16 protein-coding genes and 1 pseudogene are annotated in these 15592 nt (G+C 60.3%); 5 read left to right on the top strand and 12 right to left on the bottom strand.

The features are described 5' to 3' along the window. Nucleotides 1-10: 10 nt before the first annotated feature. From E2583_RS16050 to E2583_RS16025, 6 genes are all read right to left on the bottom strand, one after another. Complete coding sequence (locus E2583_RS16050) at nucleotides 11-781, bottom strand: sterol desaturase family protein (RefSeq protein WP_291597236.1); 771 nt, start codon at nucleotides 779-781, stop codon at nucleotides 11-13. A gap of 50 nt (nucleotides 782-831) precedes the next feature. Then, nucleotides 832-1794: a transporter substrate-binding domain-containing protein gene (locus E2583_RS16045; protein WP_291597235.1), complete on the bottom strand. Its 963-nt coding sequence runs from the start codon at nucleotides 1792-1794 to the stop codon at nucleotides 832-834. A gap of 157 nt (nucleotides 1795-1951) precedes the next feature. Then, nucleotides 1952-2788 (bottom strand): tRNA-uridine aminocarboxypropyltransferase, encoded by an 837-nt coding sequence (locus E2583_RS16040; protein WP_291597234.1) that lies wholly within the window; start codon nucleotides 2786-2788, stop codon nucleotides 1952-1954. A gap of 79 nt (nucleotides 2789-2867) precedes the next feature. After that, nucleotides 2868-3650, bottom strand: a complete 783-nt coding sequence (locus tag E2583_RS16035; protein ID WP_291597233.1) for a hypothetical protein — start codon at nucleotides 3648-3650, stop codon at nucleotides 2868-2870. Between the two features lie 71 nt (nucleotides 3651-3721). Beyond that, the gene (locus E2583_RS16030; RefSeq protein ID WP_291597232.1) at nucleotides 3722-4333 is read right to left on the bottom strand and encodes a class I SAM-dependent methyltransferase; all 612 of its coding nucleotides are present in this window, start codon (nucleotides 4331-4333) and stop codon (nucleotides 3722-3724) included. A gap of 159 nt (nucleotides 4334-4492) precedes the next feature. Then, the gene (locus tag E2583_RS16025; protein ID WP_003066979.1) at nucleotides 4493-4735 is read right to left on the bottom strand and encodes a hypothetical protein; all 243 of its coding nucleotides are present in this window, start codon (nucleotides 4733-4735) and stop codon (nucleotides 4493-4495) included. Nucleotides 4736-4981: 246 nt separating this feature from the next. Here E2583_RS16025 and E2583_RS16020 point away from each other — a divergent pair, with 246 nt between their 5' ends. After that, the gene (locus E2583_RS16020) at nucleotides 4982-6145 is read left to right on the top strand and encodes a hypothetical protein (RefSeq protein WP_291597231.1); all 1164 of its coding nucleotides are present in this window, start codon (nucleotides 4982-4984) and stop codon (nucleotides 6143-6145) included. Between the two features lie 62 nt (nucleotides 6146-6207). Here the strand turns inward: E2583_RS16020 and E2583_RS16015 are convergent, their stop codons facing one another. Continuing rightward, nucleotides 6208-6582: a VOC family protein gene (locus E2583_RS16015; RefSeq protein WP_291597230.1), complete on the bottom strand. Its 375-nt coding sequence runs from the start codon at nucleotides 6580-6582 to the stop codon at nucleotides 6208-6210. 103 nt (nucleotides 6583-6685) lie between these two features. Here E2583_RS16015 and E2583_RS16010 point away from each other — a divergent pair, with 103 nt between their 5' ends. The 3 genes from E2583_RS16010 to E2583_RS16000 all read left to right on the top strand — a co-directional run bounded on the left by E2583_RS16010 (nucleotide 6686) and on the right by E2583_RS16000 (nucleotide 9384). After that, complete coding sequence (locus E2583_RS16010) at nucleotides 6686-7261, top strand: flavin reductase family protein (RefSeq protein WP_291597229.1); 576 nt, start codon at nucleotides 6686-6688, stop codon at nucleotides 7259-7261. A gap of 247 nt (nucleotides 7262-7508) precedes the next feature. Next, nucleotides 7509-8327, top strand: coding sequence for a hypothetical protein (locus tag E2583_RS16005; RefSeq protein ID WP_291597228.1), 819 nt, complete (start codon nucleotides 7509-7511; stop codon nucleotides 8325-8327). Then, on the top strand, nucleotides 8320-9384 hold the full coding sequence (locus E2583_RS16000; protein ID WP_291597227.1) for a PAS domain-containing protein: 1065 nt from the start codon (nucleotides 8320-8322) through the stop codon (nucleotides 9382-9384). Before E2583_RS16005 ends, E2583_RS16000 begins: the two co-directional genes overlap by 8 nt. Nucleotides 9385-10267: 883 nt before the next feature. Here the strand turns inward: E2583_RS16000 and E2583_RS15995 are convergent. Genes E2583_RS15995 through E2583_RS15985 form a run of 3 tightly spaced genes read right to left on the bottom strand, consistent with a single transcriptional unit; the run spans nucleotide 10268 to nucleotide 13342 of the window. Then, a complete protein-coding gene (locus E2583_RS15995) occupies nucleotides 10268-10696 on the bottom strand; it encodes a hypothetical protein (RefSeq protein WP_291597226.1) in 429 nt (142 codons plus the stop codon). Further along, entirely contained in the window at nucleotides 10693-11526 is an 834-nt protein-coding gene (locus E2583_RS15990; protein WP_291597225.1) for a hypothetical protein, read from the bottom strand. Before E2583_RS15990 ends, E2583_RS15995 begins: the two co-directional genes overlap by 4 nt. A gap of 16 nt (nucleotides 11527-11542) precedes the next feature. Beyond that, nucleotides 11543-13342, bottom strand: coding sequence for a 3'-5' exonuclease (locus E2583_RS15985; RefSeq protein ID WP_291597224.1), 1800 nt, complete (start codon nucleotides 13340-13342; stop codon nucleotides 11543-11545). Nucleotides 13343-13385: 43 nt separating this feature from the next. On the opposite strand from E2583_RS15985, the gene E2583_RS15980 reads away from it, so the two are divergent. Next, a complete protein-coding gene (locus E2583_RS15980) occupies nucleotides 13386-13679 on the top strand; it encodes a hypothetical protein (protein ID WP_291597223.1) in 294 nt (97 codons plus the stop codon). A 662-nt stretch (nucleotides 13680-14341) separates the two neighbouring features. On the opposite strand, the gene E2583_RS15975 is transcribed toward E2583_RS15980, so the two are convergent. Further along, the gene (locus tag E2583_RS15975) at nucleotides 14342-15349 is read right to left on the bottom strand and encodes an NAD(P)-dependent alcohol dehydrogenase (protein ID WP_291597222.1); all 1008 of its coding nucleotides are present in this window, start codon (nucleotides 15347-15349) and stop codon (nucleotides 14342-14344) included. Nucleotides 15350-15396: 47 nt separating this feature from the next. Next, nucleotides 15397-15592: pseudogene (locus E2583_RS15970) on the bottom strand (hypothetical protein); the annotation flags it as partial.

The raw sequence follows: 15592 nt of genomic DNA, 5'->3' as shown, positions 1-15592 counted from the left end.
TTTCGAAGCTTCAGGATGACTTGCGGCGCCCGCAAGCGGGCGCACTCTGGTGCACATCGCGCCACAGCAGCATCTCGGCCACGCGTTCGGACTTGTCCTCGTCGAAGCCCAGCTGCTGCGCACGCTCGGCCGGATTGGTCCAGGTGCCGAACAACAGGTCCCACAGCGGCAGGCCGTAGTTCTGCGCATGGTGGCCATGCCGGTGGTGCACGGTATGCATCTCAGGGCGCTGCAGCACATAGCCGAGCCAGCGCGGCGTGCGGATGTCGGCATGGGTGAACAGATCGAAGGCCGCCGTCAGTCCCAGGGCCACCGCCGCCGCCGCCGGGCTGGCGCCCAGCACCCAGTAGCTGGAGATCACGCTCAGCATCATGGCTGCACAGGAGTCCAGCGGGTGGGCATAGAACGAGGTCAGTACCTCGATGCGCCGCGCGCTGTGATGCAGCTGGTGGAACACGCGCCACAGCAGATCCGAGGCATGGGTGGCGCGATGCCACCAGTAAAAGACAAAGCTGGTGATGAAAAAGCTCAGCAGCCCCACCAGCAGCGGGTTCCAGCGCACGCCTACATCGAACAGCGCATGCTGGCGGATCCGCTCTTCCAGCAACCCGCCCAATACCAACGTGCAGGCCAGCGTCAGCGCGCCCAGGGCACTGCTGTAGATCAGCCAGCGCCGGTCGCAGAGATTGCGCGAGGCGGGCGCAATCACCTCGCGCGTGAAGACCGCCACGAACAGCAGCGCAATCAGCGGATAGACCAGGTACTCCAGCACGGCAATCATTTCCCTTGAGGTTTGCCTTGCAGTCTATCGGCTGATATGGGCCTGCCGCTTTATTGGGGCAATACGAACTGCTCCAGCGGCGTATCGTTGGGTGCGGCCAGCTGCTTCTTGAGCACCTCGCCCATGGGCAGGTTCAGGTTCACGCTCTTGGGTGCAATGGGCTGCATGAACCATTTGTTGTAGAGCTTGTGGAGCTCGCCCGAGCGGATCATCTGCAAAATGGCGCCGTCCACGGCCTTCTTGATCTGCGGGTCGTTCTTGCTGAACTGGATGGCAATCGGCTCGGCACCGATCACCTCGCCCACAATCTTGTAGCCCTTGGGATTCTTGCTCTGCCCGATCACGCCGGCCAGCATGTTGTCGTCCAGCACAAAGGCATCGACGCGACCCGACTCCAGCATCAGAAAGCTCTCGAACTGGTCCTTGCTCATCAGCGTCTTGAAGTTCAACTCGTTGTCGCTGGCGTACTTGCGCAGAATCTGCACCGCCGTCGTGCCCGTGATAGCACCCACATTGCGTCCCTGCAGCTGCTTGAAGGAGGTGATGCCCGAGTCGGCACGCACGACCATGCGCACCTCGCTGACATAGGTGGTCAAACCAAACGCCACCTGCTTCTGGCGCGTGAGGTTGTGGGTCATGCTGGCGCAATTGAAATCGGCCGTGCCGTTGTTGATCAGCGGCATGGTGTTCTGCGGCGTCAGCACCATGTACTTGATCTGGGCCTTGGGCGCAATCGCATGCACCACGCGCTCGCAGAGGTCCATGTGATAGCCGACGAACTTCTCGTTGGCACCGATCGCGTAGGACATGGGGACAGCGGCTTCGCGCACGCCCAGCACCACGGTGCCGCCCGCCTGCCAGCGCTGCAGCGTGGGCGATGCGGACAGATCCGCGGCCGTGTCGATATTGGCACCGAAAGTGGAGCCCGCCGCATCGGTCTTGCCCGCAGCCATGACCGAACCCGCGCATGCCAGCGCAGCTGCCAGACCCACCCATTTCAACGACTTGCCCATCACCCACTCCCAAAAAAACAAAAGCGCCGAGACCTCTGGTCATCGGCGCTCATCACCCACCCGATCCGGCACACACCTCATGCACGCATGGGGCCCTGGGCCGATTGTCGCTGCTCGCTTATCGCTTTGGGTGGAATGCTTATGCCTGCGCGTCGCCTCATGCGTCGCGTTTGGCGCTGGCGGCCTCCATCCGTTCGCGCAGGCACTGGTGGGTGCTGCTGGCCTCATCGACCGGCTGCTGGTGCTTGGCCCGCAGATAGCGCTCGGTGAACACGCCCAGATAGCTCTCCAGCACGCGGCCGGCCTGCACATCGCCGGCATCACCCACCAGCTCCAGGCACAGGGCCGCCACCTCGCTGGTGCAGAAATGGTCGTCGCGCTTGGATCTGCGCAACTGATAGCGCGAAATCAGATCCGGGTGCAGGCTGAGCACGGGAAAGCCATCGAGATACGGGCTTTTGCGAAACATCTTGCGCGCCTCGGACCAGGTCGCGTCCAGCAGGATGAACAGCGGGCGCCTGCCGGGCTGCAGCGCACGGCTGTCGCCACCGTCCAGCGCCTCCACCACCCGCCCTGCCGGCTCGGCATATTCGCCGGGAAACACCACATAGGGCTGCCATTGCGGGTCGGCCAGCAAGGCCTGCAGCTGCGGATCCACCTCGGTGCGCGACCAGCCAAAGGCATGGGTGTCCTGCACCACATCGGCAATCAGCCAGCCCGTGTTGCTGGGCTTGAGCGGCTCCGCATCGTGCATCAGCAGGCAGAAGGCCGCGCGCGTGGCCAGCCCGGGGCGCAGCGCGCACATGCAGTGGGATGGACGCAGCCTGCAGCCCTCGCAGCGCTCGCCCTTGGGGCCTCCGCGCGCCAGAAACGGCCGCGTGCTGCGCGCCAGCCGCGCCTGGCGCAAGCGCGAGACGGCATGTGGGGGCAGCGTGGAGGCAAGGGCTTTGTGAGGGCTCGGCGCAGCAGGAGGCAAGGGCGTGGAAGCGGGCAAGACGGACACCAGCGGGTTCGGACAGAGCCCGGATTGTCCCGCCTTTGCCAATCCCGGTGCTGGCGCTCCCGCAGCGCGCTCAATCGCAGTCGCCCTGCTCGAAAGTCGGCCCGCGCCCGAAGCTGAACACCGTGGGCCTGGCATTCCTGAGCCCGGTCGAGATCACGCTCCTGAAGCGTTCAGGCTCGCAGTTGAAGCGCGTATCCAGCACATAGTCCTCGGACTCGGCCTTGATCATGGCGGCGCGCCAGGCCGAAGTTGCATCCAGCACCTTGCCGTCCACCATGGGGGCCTGCACCGAGTAATTGATGAAGTGGGTCAGGCGCGAGCCCTTGGCCTCCAGATAGACCACCGGGTCGGCGGCATTGCCGCACAGCGTCAGGCAGTCGGCGTAGTAACGGCTGTCCAGCAAGGGCTCGAAGCTGCCGAAAGTCAGGTCGCCGAGCTTGATGTCGGGCTGGCCCTCGGCCACGTTCAGCACGCTCTTGAGCGAGAGATTGCAGCTGGGTGCGATATCGATCTCGACAGATTCGATGATCTTGTCGGCCTCGTCGCTGACCAGGGTGATATCGCAGCCATCGGCGCGGAACTGATGGCGGTGGAATTCCGAGCGCATGGCCGGGCCGGCGATCTTCTGCGCATAGGCCAGATTCATGCCGATGGTCTCGGTGCCGAAGAGCTGGTCAATCACCCGCCTGGCTTCGGCAGCCGGCGGTGCCGCCGCAGGGGCCGGTGCAGCGGTCGGGGCCTGTGCCGGGGGCGCCGTGGCTTCGGTCCTGGAATCGGAGCAGGCCAGCAGCAGTGCCGCTGTCGCCATGACCCCCGTCCGGACTCCGCAGCGTTTGATCCAGCGATGAGGCATCTTCATGTCCTTGCGAGTTCACCAGCTCGCAATATAGGTGCAGGCCCCGAAATCACCAAGCACGGGAAGTTTCAGCCTCCCACGCACTCCAGCTCGAACAGCGGCATCTCGGCATCGCGGCTGAGCCAGACACCGCCGCCCAGCTCCTTGAAGTGCGGCTGCAGGCCTCGGCGGTACAGCTCGGCACGGTGGCGGTACAGGCGCGGGTCGGTCAAGTCCTCGTCGATGATGTCGCGCTCGTAGTCCTCGCGCGCCACGGCCTCGATATAGAGCCCGCCGCGCGACAGCCGGCCCAGATTGGCCAGTGCCTTTTTCAGGTCGGCCGGACTCAGATAGGGCAGCACGCCCTGGCAGATCACCAGATCGAAAGGCTGGCCATCTTTGGGCTTCCAATCCACCACCGAGCCCCGCTCCCAGCCATAGCGCTCGCAGAGGTAGGGGCTGAACTCCACGCCCTGATACTGCACGCCCGGAAAATGCCTCTGCACCGCCTCGCGCCACAGGCCTATGCCGCAGCCCACATCGAGCACCCGCTGCACGGGCACGCGCAGATACGCAAGATACGAGCAGACGAACGCACCCAGCCGACGCGCGTGCTCGGGGTCGATCACGCTGGTCTTTTTGTCAAAGTAAAAGCGCTGGTAATACGCCTCGTCAAACCACTCGTTGCTTGCTGATTGCACGCAGCCTCCTTCAAGAAACAAACGGCCCCGAAGACGCCGAAACTTCAAAAACCGACGCTGACTCAGGAAAGAGCAGCCTGCAAGGACCCAGGCGGCCCCGCCGCCCCGCAGCGAGGCTGTCGCCCCCCGCCAGAAGAAGGCGCCCAGCGCCTCAGGGGGTTAAATTCTGCCGACCACGGACCAGCCCTTGCGCTGGTCCTGCTTGTTGTTCTCGTAGTCCCATACCGTGCCGCAGCGCTCGCAGACATAACGGGTCACCGTCGCCGTGCTCGAGCCGCGCTCCTCCTTGCGGTTGCCGCGCTGCATCAGTTCGGCATGGCCGGGGGCCTTGCGCCAGTTGCGCTGAATGCCGGCACAGGCATCGCACAGATGGTCTTCGGCAGGGGTGGTGGTGTTGGTCATGAAAAAACTACTGAATGTGGTGCAGGTGCCGGACATCTGCCCGCGCTGCAAAGCAGCCATTGTGCCGCCTGCCCCGGTTTTGCACCGGCAGCCGTCGCAGCATCACCGCTTGCAGGTAGGGCATGACCGACCGTGAAGCCGGCCCGGGCCCGTCTTTTTCCATGCTTCTTCACCCATATTTGTTACCAAATGATTCAGAATCGCTATGCTTCGGACTGAAGCAAACGAACAACAAGGGAGAGGTTTGTGTACAAGAAAACGTTGCTGGCGGCCATGGTGGGCACGGGGGTGGGCATGAATGCGCTTGCGGCAGATATTCGCGACCAGTGGGACATCCAGATAAGCAAGGCGGAACTGGTGTTCCCCGGCACGCCCCCGCAGGATGCGGCCAATGGCATCAAGGACGCACTGTCCCAGTTCGCGATTCCCGCCAACCTCAGCTACCGCGCCATGCCGTCCACACCGCCCGCGCGCCCCGGCGCCCCCAGACTCAGGCAGATGTCGGGAGCCGTACCTTCGCCCGAGTACCTTTGCGAGGACGCCTATGCCGAGATCTCTAAAAAGCCCCCACCCGTCAAGAACGCCTTTGCCTTTATCGCCGAAGGCCATCAGGTCTGCCTCTACAGCTTTGCCCAGGGTGTCAAGGCCTATGTGGTGTACTACAGCATCAAGCGCACCGAGTCGCTGACCTCGGGCCTGTTCAACGGCATTACCAAGGCCATACGCGGCAGCGACGAGGACCGGGCTGCGGGCCAGCTCAAGGAAAACATCGATGCCATTCGCACCAAGCTTCCCAAGCTGTTGGTGGAACGCATCGATATTCCCGGCCGTCCGCAGGAAACCCCGGATCTGCAGGCCGTTACCGCCCTGATTCCCCCGGCCCCCGAAGCCACTGCTACCGTCGCCGCCTCGCCGACCACCGCTGCGGTTGGCACGCCGTTGCAGGCCAAGGTGGAGGCGCGCAAAAACCTCACAGCCATGGGCATGACCTATCACTCTCAGCCGCAGTTCATGGATGCCATACGACGCAAGGACGATGTGGCCGTGCAGCTGTTCATCGACGGCGGCGGCATCAATCTCGACGCCATCGACGGCAGCGGCAAGACGGCGCTGCAGATCGCGCAGACCCAGGGCACACCCGAAATCGTGGCCCTGCTCCAGCCCAGGGCCAGGCCCGCAGCCGTGGAGGCACCTGCTTCGGTCGGCACAACACCGGCGCTGCTGCAGCCCGCTTCAGCCGATGCCGCTCCTGTGGACTTCAGTAAGATCCCGCCTGAGCTGCTGACCGAAATGGATGCCGAAGTGGCCAAGCTGCCTGTATCGGCGGAGCAAAAACAGCTGGCGCGCAACCATCTCGCGCGTCAGTACCTCAAGATCCAGGCCCTGGCCAACGCCCTCAAGTCCCAATAACACGGGCTGACTCCTGCCATGTAAAAGGGCCGCTTGCGCAGCCCTGATTCATGTGGTGTGGATCACGCCTTGGCGGGGCGATAGGCCAGACAGATCTTGTTGCCGTCGGGGTCGCGCAGATAGGCCAGATACATGGAGTCGCCGCGCCAGCCCGGCGCGTCCTCGATCGACACACCACCCGCTGCCAGGCCAGCCGCATGGGCCGCGTTCACCTGATCGGTGGACTGGGCCAGAAAACCCGTGGTGGCGCCATTGCCCGAGCTTGCCGACTCACCGTTGATGGGCGTGGAGATGGCGAACACGCCCGTGGGGCTGCGGTAGAAGAAACGATTCTTGTTGGCAACGCCGGGCGCAATGCCCAGCTGCCCCAGCATCGCGTCGTAAAAGCGCTTGCTGGACTGCAGATCATTTACACCCAGCATGATGTGGCTAAACATGGTTGTCTCCTGGAAAAGCCCGGTTTCGGGCGAAGATGGGAAATCGGCAGGCCATCGTAACGGGAGCGTGCCGCCCTCTTCTGTCACCCATTTTCAGCCCACCATGCTGCCAGACCATTTCACCCCGGTTCCCCTGGACAAATCCTACCGTCTGCTCAATCACGGCCCCACGGTCATCGTCTCGGCCCAGCATGCGGGCGAGCGCAACGCCATGAGCGCTGCCTGGGCCTGCGCACTCGATTTCGCCCCGCCCAAGATCAGCGTGGTCCTTGACAAGGCCACGCGCACACGCGCCCTGGTCGAGGGCAGCGGCCTCTTCGCCCTGCAGCTGCCCACCGTGCCGCAGGCCGCCCTGACGATGGGCATAGGCACGGACAGCGCCGCGACCGAGCCCCAAAAGCTCGTCAAGCATGGCGTGCAACTGTTCGACGCACCGGACTTCGACGTGCCGCTGGTGGCCGGTTGCGCCGCCTGGCTGATCTGCCGGCTGATCCCCGAGCCGCACAACCAGCAAAGCTATGACCTGTTCATCGCCGACGTCGTGGCGGCCTGGGCCGACGAGCGGGTGTTCCGCAACGGACACTGGGAGTTCGGCTCCGCGCCTGCCGAGCTGCGCACCCTGCACTACGTGGCTGGCGGGCAGTTCTTCGCAATCGGCGAATCGGTGCTCGTGAAATAGAAGCTCTCATGGCCGCATCGCTTATGCATCAAGCGCCGGCAGCTATCCAAATAATGCGCACTTTGCCGTGACGGCCACTGACACCCTCAGGTGCCCCGGCCCGCAGCACCTGCGCACCCGGGTCCTTGTAACCGCCTTGATTTAGACTGCTTCACCGACAGACATGTCAACCACCCCATGACTGCCAGTGCAGTACCGTCGCACAGGGCAGCGATCCATGCTATCAATCACTGCGAAGCGACAGGCCATGGCGCAAGAGTTTTTTGATCCCGTGCTGTTCATCAAGGAGGAGGCACCGACTTCGGTTGATCTGTCGCGGACACCGTTTTTCTGCAATATCCACGGCTACCCCCACTACTGCGCGGAGCCGCCCACAGGCGTGACGCTGCTGGAGCCGGCCACCAGTGATCCCAGGGTCGCCATGGGCAACGCATACCAGGTTGTATCGGCGACCACCACCCACCCAGATCCCCGCTACGGCAACCAGACCCGGCTGGAGTTCCGGGCCGACCGGATCGCGTACGAAGCCCTTGTCGCCACCCCTGCAACTGCGGCGGCTTTCGGGATGACGCTGATCGAGCCCGGACAGGGCATTCGCATCGCCAGTCCGCAGTCACGGCTTTCGCTGATCGACTATGAGTACGGCATGTTTGCCGGGCACCGCTCGCCCTACGAGGGCACCGGCTACCGCCTGCTGGGCAAGGTATGCACCGATCTCGAACATCACGATTTTCCCCATGTCTTCACCTCCATCGACCCGCACCTGCCCCTGGTGATTTCGGTGGGGAGGTACTGGCCCAAAGAGCAGAAAATCTGTCTGGCCGATCTCTGGGTGCCACGTGGCAAGGCCTTGTACGTGCCGCCCCGGCCCGACGTACCGGGTCAGGCCTGCCTGGATCTGCACGGCAACCGCAATTCGGCCCTGGCCTGCTGGCATGGGATCGATCGCTCCAGCGTCAGAACCCAGACCTTGCTGCAGACCGAAGGCGGTTATTTCTACTGGTTCTGGAACGAGCTGCCCACCACCCATCCCCTTCTGGACATGACAGGAGCGCCCCATGATTGAAGCCCGCCCCCGCCTGCGCACCCTTGAACCCGACACGGACAACGGCCTCTACCAGACGCTGCTGGAGTCCACCCTCGCGATTCCCTTCAAGATTGACTGGGCGAGCCAGAGGTACCGCTACATCGGCCCGCAGATCGCGGACCTGCTGGGCTGGAGCCCCGAGAGCTGGGAAACCGTGAACGACTGGGCCGAGCGCATCCACCCCGACGAGCGCGCGCAAACCGTCTCGCGCTGCGTGGAGCTTTGCAAGGCCGGCGTGGACCACGAGGCCGAGTACCGCGCGCTGACCAGCGACAACCGGTTTGTCTGGGTCAAGGAGGTCGTGCACGTGATGTGCGACGAGCAAGGCCAGCCCACGGCGCTGATCGGCTTCACCTTCGACATCACCGAGCAGAAGAAATCCGAGCAGCTGCGTGCCGAGCTGGAAGCCCAGAAGCTCTCCAACGCCCGCCTGCAGGAGCGCCTGCGCCTGACCCATGATCTGCACGATGGCCTGGGAAGCGAGCTGGTCCACATGATTGCCTCCGTCGAGCAGGGCAGCGACACCTTGACCCGGCCCCAGGTGTTGTCCATGCTCAAACTCATCCGCAACGATCTGCGCCAGAGCATAGACAGCAACGCCTCGGCCCAGGTGCGCGTTCCCGCCACGCCTCAGGAATGGCTGGCCCCCTTGCGCCGCCGCTTCAACGGCCTGTTCGAGGCACTGGACATCCGCTGCGACTGGCAGTTTCCGCAAAGCTGGAGCCTGCCGCCCAACGCGCTGCAATACCTGGCGCTGACCCGACTGATCGAAGAGGCGCTGACCAATGTCATCAAGCACAGCCAGGCGCGCCATGTGCGCCTGTCCCTGCTGCAACCCCAGGCGCAGGAGCTGCTGCTGGAGATCGAGGACGACGGCGTGGGCTTCGATGTGCAGGCCGTGGAGGCATCGGGCCTGGGCGTGGGCATGCGCTCCATGGCAGTGCGCATTGCACGGGTCGGCGGACTGCTGGGGATTGAGTCGTCGCCGGGGCGGACGGTTTTGACGGCGCGGGTGGTGTTGGGGACTGAGGATTGAGTTTTTTGGGCTGTAGCGCTTGTATGGCAAGCGATTGCAGCTATAAAAATTGACTCTTGTTTTGTTGCTGGCGATAGAGGGCGGGTCTCGTCCCGCCAGGCGAGTTACCTTTCTTGCTCGCACAAGAAACGTAACCCAAAGAATGCGCCCCGACTGTCCGCGTCCCTGCGCTTCGCTACGGGTAAACCTGCGTCACGCCATTCAGTCTGCGGTGCGGCAAAACTCGCTTTGCGCTACGCGCGCCGCTCAGACACGTTGCCGCAAATTTGTTCACGATGCATTGGCACTCTGCGGTGCCAATGCCCGCAGCCCGAACCGCGTGCCGCAGGCACAGACACACGGGTGAATTCGGGCGGCCTGCAAGAGTTATGACGAAATTGGCTTCTAGCCCAATTGTTGATTGCGGTAGCAGCTATTAATTTTTCAAAGAAGCTATCCCGCATCCGGTATTGCCCCTTTTGCCCACACCGGCGACGGCAAGCTCTTGGGGCTGGCAGTTGCACCGCAGAGTGCAACTGCATCGTTATCAAATTTGCGGCAACCTGTCTGAACGGAGAGCGAAGCTCGAAGTGAGTTTTGCCGCACAGCTCCAAGAGCTTAACGGCGCAGGTTGCCCCGTAGCGCAGCGAATGGGACGTGGGCAACACCGTCGCCTTTTCTTCAGCCGACGCTTCGGTGACGAGGCAAATACGAGCAGCTCGACTAGCGGGTCGAGCCCGCCTCAGCGGGCTAACAGGCATACACGCAAAATAGAAAAACAAGCAAAAAAACCTCTGGCCCGGATACATCAAGCACAAGGAATTCAACGCGGCATTGCAAACTATGAAACTTCCACTATCTAGCGATAAGATGACTTATAGGGATGGATATTATCCCCAATAAATTAATCATCAGGAAATAAGCAACCTAGCATTCCTACAGCAGTATCTATAAATATATGCAATGCAGCGATTATTGCAAATACAGTGATTACATTTATATAAATAACATCTACAGAGCCACTTTTAATCGCATATAAAGAGCCAGATACAAAAGATAAAAATATCAGGGCACATTGCTCATACAACGAGATTTTCACCTGAGCAATAGTTCTTGAAAAATCTATTCCTTCTTTCTCTGATACATCCTTGAGTCTAACCGCAATAATGACAATTGTCTGGATATTCACTGCAAGAATACCAACAACAATTGTCATTAAATTGCTGGCAAGCGTTTTTTCGATAAAATCTGAGTCAATCCATTTCAAGAATGAAACTGTAGCTACAGATGATAATATATACGATGCAACATTTTTCAGCCAATCAAATATCATAAATTCTCGTTAAGCAGTAGTAATGTATCTTGATTCAGCCCACTCAATGTCATTTCGTCAATTTCAACAATCTGAATTTTTTCAGAAGTTCTAATCTCTTTACGCACCCCCTTTAACTTAACAACGATATCTCCCCCGCCCAGAGAGGCATATTCTACACAGCCTTTAATCAACTCATCCTCAGGATCAATCTCTAAAGCTGTTTTTGGCAAGGACTCCAATTGCAAGCTAACCTTTTGGCAATTTGATTCTCTATTAAGCTGGCGCAAGTCAATTTTCAAAGCCTTTGTTATGCTCGCCATGTTAGGTGCAACCATCTCAAACCTAACTCGATCAACTCTTCCTTCGTTCTCCCTCATCAATCCCCAAAAATGGTTTGGATTAAATGTTTCTCTGATTTGAATAGTTAAGCCCATGTGATTCAAGGCTTGATCAAAGGTTTTTTCCAAAATATTGGAAACAACTTTTGTTGTAGAAAATGCTTTTACGTTTCTAGAGATTAAAATTGTTTGCCGATCATCAAGATTATTTATAATCACCGTCACATTAGGCCAACTAGGAATTTTTTCTCTTTGAAAATCTTCATTATCTCTATCGACATTTTTATAAACACCAATCTTAAATAAATATAAATTGCCCCCAATATTTTCCCTTATACATTTAATGATTAGACCTTTGTGTTCGAAATTCATTTCTCCATTTAATATTTCAGAGAAATAATGGTTTTTTCTCAGTCTTAGCTCATCCGCAGAAACTAGTTCGTTAAAAAGTGACTGCTGCTGCTGGGATGCAGGCAAGATTTGGTATCGGTAAATATCAAACGTACTCATTTAGATCTCTTAAAATTCAGGAGAAAGTGATAATTTTTGTCGCCCGCGTCGAAGCCACATAAACCAGCCTGGCCTCCAACGCCCCATCCTTCTGCACATCCTTGGCCTTTCGCTCTTCATCCGAAGTAACGACAGCCACCACTGGCCACTCCAGCCCTTTGCTCGCATGCATCGTCATGAGCTTGATGGAGTCCTCTTCGGGCTTGAAGTCACCCGCACGCTTGCGCATGCGATAAGGCAGCCTGCGGCGCTGCAGGGCGTCGGCACACAACTCCATTTCGTCGTGATGGCGACATAGCACGGCCATCTCGCCCCAGGCATGGCCTTGGGCATGCTGGTCGGCCAGCAGTTCGGCCACACGGGCGGCGCGTTCGGGAAACGTCGGCAGGTCGATGACGATGGGCTCGGGGCCTTCGCGGCCGCAGCTCAGCGGTTTGAGCAGGGGGATGCCGTCTTCGTCCTTGGCATCCTCGGGTGTGAGCATGTCACCGGCTACGCGGTGCGCCAGTTGCAGAATCTGGCGCGTGTTGCGGTAGTTGATCTTGAGAATGGTGGTGCGGCCAGATGCCTGTATGCCCACGCTTTTAAGACTGAAGTTGCGCTTCTGGCCCCGGTCGTAAATGCTTTGTGCATCGTCATAGAGCAGCAGCAGGCTGTTGGTGCTCGGGTCCACCATCTGCGTGACGAGCTTCAGCCATTCGGGCGCAAAGTCATGGCCTTCGTCGATCAACACGGCGTGGTACTGGCCTGCGGGAATATGTTTGTCGTCCACGCCTTTGATGACGCGCTGCGCAAACTCAGCCATCTTCTGGCTCACATGCAAGCGGTCAAGGTCCGGGGTGTAGAGGTTGTAGGTAGTCAGCTGGGCACGCGTCCATTTGTCCCAATGCACGACATGCACACGGTCGGCCAGACCTTTGGCCTCCATGCTGGCCGCCAGCTTCACGCCCAGCGGCTCGTTGTAGCAGAGCACCAGAATCGGCTTGCTACCCGGCCCTTGCGTCTGGGCCAGATGCTCGGCGCGGTAGCCGAGGATCATGGTCTTGCCCGAGCCCGCTACGCCGTGGATGACGCGGTGGCCGTCGCCCAGGCTGCGTGCCAGTTGCTCCTGCTGCAGGTCCATGACGCGCATGATGTCGGGCAGCTCTTCCTCATCCCGCGCGCCGTCTCCAAACAGGTTTTGCTGCTGGGGCACGCGCACTTCGGGAAACAGAATCCAGCGAATGCGGTCTAACTGCGGCAGGGTAATGGCGCGGCCAAAGCTGTGCGGGAACATATCCCAGAGGCGCTGCTGGAAGGCTTCGGCATCCACGGCTTCGACCATTTCGTCCTGGCAGATGACCAGATGGCCGGGCAGTGCGTCACCCAGACCCGCCGCATCGAACTGCTTGCGCGTGATGCGCGTGAAGACCACGCCGTGACCCCAGGGGAAAGCCAACTTGCCTTTGTGATCGCCGTCGCCCTGCACCAGCTGCGGGTCACGCTCCAGTGCATTGATGACCTGAATCGCACAGTGGCGCGCCTGCTGCAGTGGGCTGATAACGACTTTAAGCTGGCCATCGACCAAAATTTCAAAACGTTCACGCGTTGCGCTACGAATGGTTTCCAGATGCCAGTCCTTGGTTTCCAGAATCAGCGCACCCCGGCGCGGATGCACCACCACAAAATCGGGTCGTGTCTGCTTGGGGCCAATGGGCACATCCCACCACAGCAAATAATCCTCTTCGAGTTTTTGCTGCAAACGCTCTGCCAACCGTTTTTCACCGCTGGTCATACGCCCCGCGCAGCTGCCGAGCGCGGGAATTAATACCGCCATTGCCTCCACCTCTTACTTGTATCTTCTTGTTTCATGAATGGAGGTGTTTATATCCGATGAAGCCTTTCTGAATCTTGCAAAACCGATTAAATCTGTCGCTCACGTTGGCTGCAGCGCGGGTTTGGGGTTTATTTCGGGTATCGGCTGCGAGCTGATATTCGGAATGGGCGGATTTTCTCTGTACCGTCAAAAAACAGAATTCAAGGCAAATCAGGCTCTAGCTCAATCTCATCAATTGCCGGCAGCTATCAAAACAGCGTTTGCTGTGTCGATGAGGATAAGAGCCGGGATTTCGCCCCGGCTGGCGAGTTACTTTCGTGTTCACGCACGAAAGTAACCAAAGAACGTGGCCCGATTGTCTGCGTCCCTGCGCTTCGCTACGGGCAAACCTGCGTCACGCCATTCAGGCTGCGGTGCGGCAAAACTCGCTTTGCGCTACGCGTGCCGCTCAGACAGGTTGCCGCAAATTTGAAGACGAAGCATTGGCACTCTGCGGTGCCAATGCCCGCAGCCCGAACCGCGTGCCGCAGGCACAGACACACGGGTGAATTCGGGCGGCCTGCAAGAGTTATGACGAAATTGGCTTCTAGCCCAATCACAAATTGCGGTTGCGGCTATCAAATCTGATGAAAGCTATCTTTCGGTATCTCGCCCCTTGTGCCCATGCCTGCGACGGCAGCCTCTTGTGGCGCGCGTCTGCACCGCAGAGTGCAGACGCATCGTGCTCTGACTTGCGGCAACGTGTTTGAGCGGAGTGCTGCAAGCACACAGCGAGTTTTGCCGCACAGCCACAAGAGGTTGACGGCGCAGGTTGCCCCAGAGCGCAGCGAAGGGGTCTTGGGCAGTGGGGGTCAGCTCTTTGCCTACTTTCTGGCGGCAGAAAGTAGGTCGGCTGGCGGGCCGAGACCCGCCCTCTACCCAGAAATCAGGCATGTCGTTGAAGCAGAGAACTCAAGCCCAATCAGCCTCAAACCCAGGCGCACAAAGCGCCATCAGTCATCAATATTCGAGGCAGATCTTGCCGAAATGCCTGCCTGCCGCCTGGTGCTCAAACGCCGCCACCATCTGCTCCAGCGGATAGCGGCTGTCGATCACGGGCTTCCAGCCGAAGTTCTCCAGCGCGCGCACCATGTCCTGCTGCTGCTCGCGGCTGCCGACGATCAGGCCCTTGAGGGTTTGCTGCTTGCGCATCATCTCCACCGTGGGCACGGCACCCGCAAAACCGGTCAGCACGCCGATCAGCGCGATATGGCCGCCCACGGCGCAAGCGCGAATGGACTGGGGCAAGGTGCCGGGGCCGCCGACCTCGACCACGATGTCGGCCCCGCGACCGCCGGTGGCGGCCAGCACGGCATCGCCCCATTCGGGCTGCTCCTTGTAGTTGATCACCAGATCGGCCCCCAATGCCTTGAGCTGCTCGGCCTTGGCCGCGCTGGAGGTGGTGGCGATGACGGTGGCCCCCATGCTCTTGGCCATCTGCAGCGCAAAGATGGAGACGCCGCCCGTGCCCAGCACCAGCACGGTGTCGCCGGCCTTGAGATGGCCGTCCACCACCAGCGCGCGCCAGGCCGTGAGGCCGGCCGTGGTCAGCGTGGCAGCCTCGGCATGGCTCCAGCCCTGGGGGGCATGGGTAAAGCTGGTGGCAGGCAGGTTCACCCATTCGCGTGCAAAGCCGTCCACGCCGTCGCCGGGCACGAGCTGGAAGTCGGAGGGCACATGGCGGCCCGACAGCCATTGCGGGAAGAAGGTGGAGACCACGGCATCGCCGACGGCAAATTCCGTCACACCGGCACCCACGGCCGTGACCTGGCCAGCGCCGTCGGCCATGGGAATGCGGCCATCGGCCGCCGCACCGGGGCGGCGCACCACGCCCAGGTCGTGGTAGTTGAGCGAGCTGGCGTGAATGCGCACCTGGATCTCGCCCGCAGCAGGCGCCGCAGGTGCGGGCCGCTCGACAAGCTTCAGGTTTTCAAAACCGCCGGGGGCGGCCAGTTGCATGACTTTCATGGAGTGCTCCTCAAAGGGGGTGAAACAGATGCTCTGCATGGTGCCGTCTATGCGCTCCAGCCGCCAGTACCAACATATTTGTTGGGTAGTATTAAAAATGTAAGCAATGCATGAATGCGGGCTGGCGTTAGGATGCTTGCACTTTGGAACTGCAGCGAGGTGCCCATGAAACGATTGAACAGCAAGAGCGGCTGCGCCGTGGAGGTGACGCTGTCGGTCATGGGCGGCACCTGGAAGCCCATC

The sequence above is a fragment of the Comamonas sp. genome, assembly GCF_009360615.1.
GTDB lineage: Bacteria > Pseudomonadota > Gammaproteobacteria > Burkholderiales > Burkholderiaceae_C > Comamonas.
The sequence above is the reverse complement of the archived record's forward strand: the minus strand, read 5'-3'. Positions and strand labels throughout refer to the sequence as shown.

Bases quoted from the DNA above. Each gene is read 5' to 3' on its own strand.
- E2583_RS16050 (WP_291597236.1), bottom strand. From the start codon at position 781: ATGATTGCCGTGCTGGAGTACCTGGTCTATCCGCTGATTGCGCTGCTG.
- E2583_RS16045 (WP_291597235.1), bottom strand. From the start codon at position 1,794: ATGGGCAAGTCGTTGAAATGGGTGGGTCTGGCAGCTGCGCTGGCATGC.
- E2583_RS16035 (WP_291597233.1), bottom strand. From the start codon at position 3,650: ATGCCTCATCGCTGGATCAAACGCTGCGGAGTCCGGACGGGGGTCATG.
- E2583_RS16025 (WP_003066979.1), bottom strand. From the start codon at position 4,735: ATGACCAACACCACCACCCCTGCCGAAGACCATCTGTGCGATGCCTGT.
- E2583_RS16015 (WP_291597230.1), bottom strand. From the start codon at position 6,582: ATGTTTAGCCACATCATGCTGGGTGTAAATGATCTGCAGTCCAGCAAG.
- E2583_RS16010 (WP_291597229.1), top strand. From the start codon at position 6,686: ATGCTGCCAGACCATTTCACCCCGGTTCCCCTGGACAAATCCTACCGT.
- E2583_RS16005 (WP_291597228.1), top strand. From the start codon at position 7,509: ATGGCGCAAGAGTTTTTTGATCCCGTGCTGTTCATCAAGGAGGAGGCA.
- E2583_RS16000 (WP_291597227.1), top strand. From the start codon at position 8,320: ATGATTGAAGCCCGCCCCCGCCTGCGCACCCTTGAACCCGACACGGAC.
- E2583_RS15995 (WP_291597226.1), bottom strand. From the start codon at position 10,696: ATGATATTTGATTGGCTGAAAAATGTTGCATCGTATATATTATCATCT.
- E2583_RS15990 (WP_291597225.1), bottom strand. From the start codon at position 11,526: ATGAGTACGTTTGATATTTACCGATACCAAATCTTGCCTGCATCCCAG.
- E2583_RS15985 (WP_291597224.1), bottom strand. From the start codon at position 13,342: ATGGCGGTATTAATTCCCGCGCTCGGCAGCTGCGCGGGGCGTATGACC.
- E2583_RS15975 (WP_291597222.1), bottom strand. From the start codon at position 15,349: ATGAAAGTCATGCAACTGGCCGCCCCCGGCGGTTTTGAAAACCTGAAG.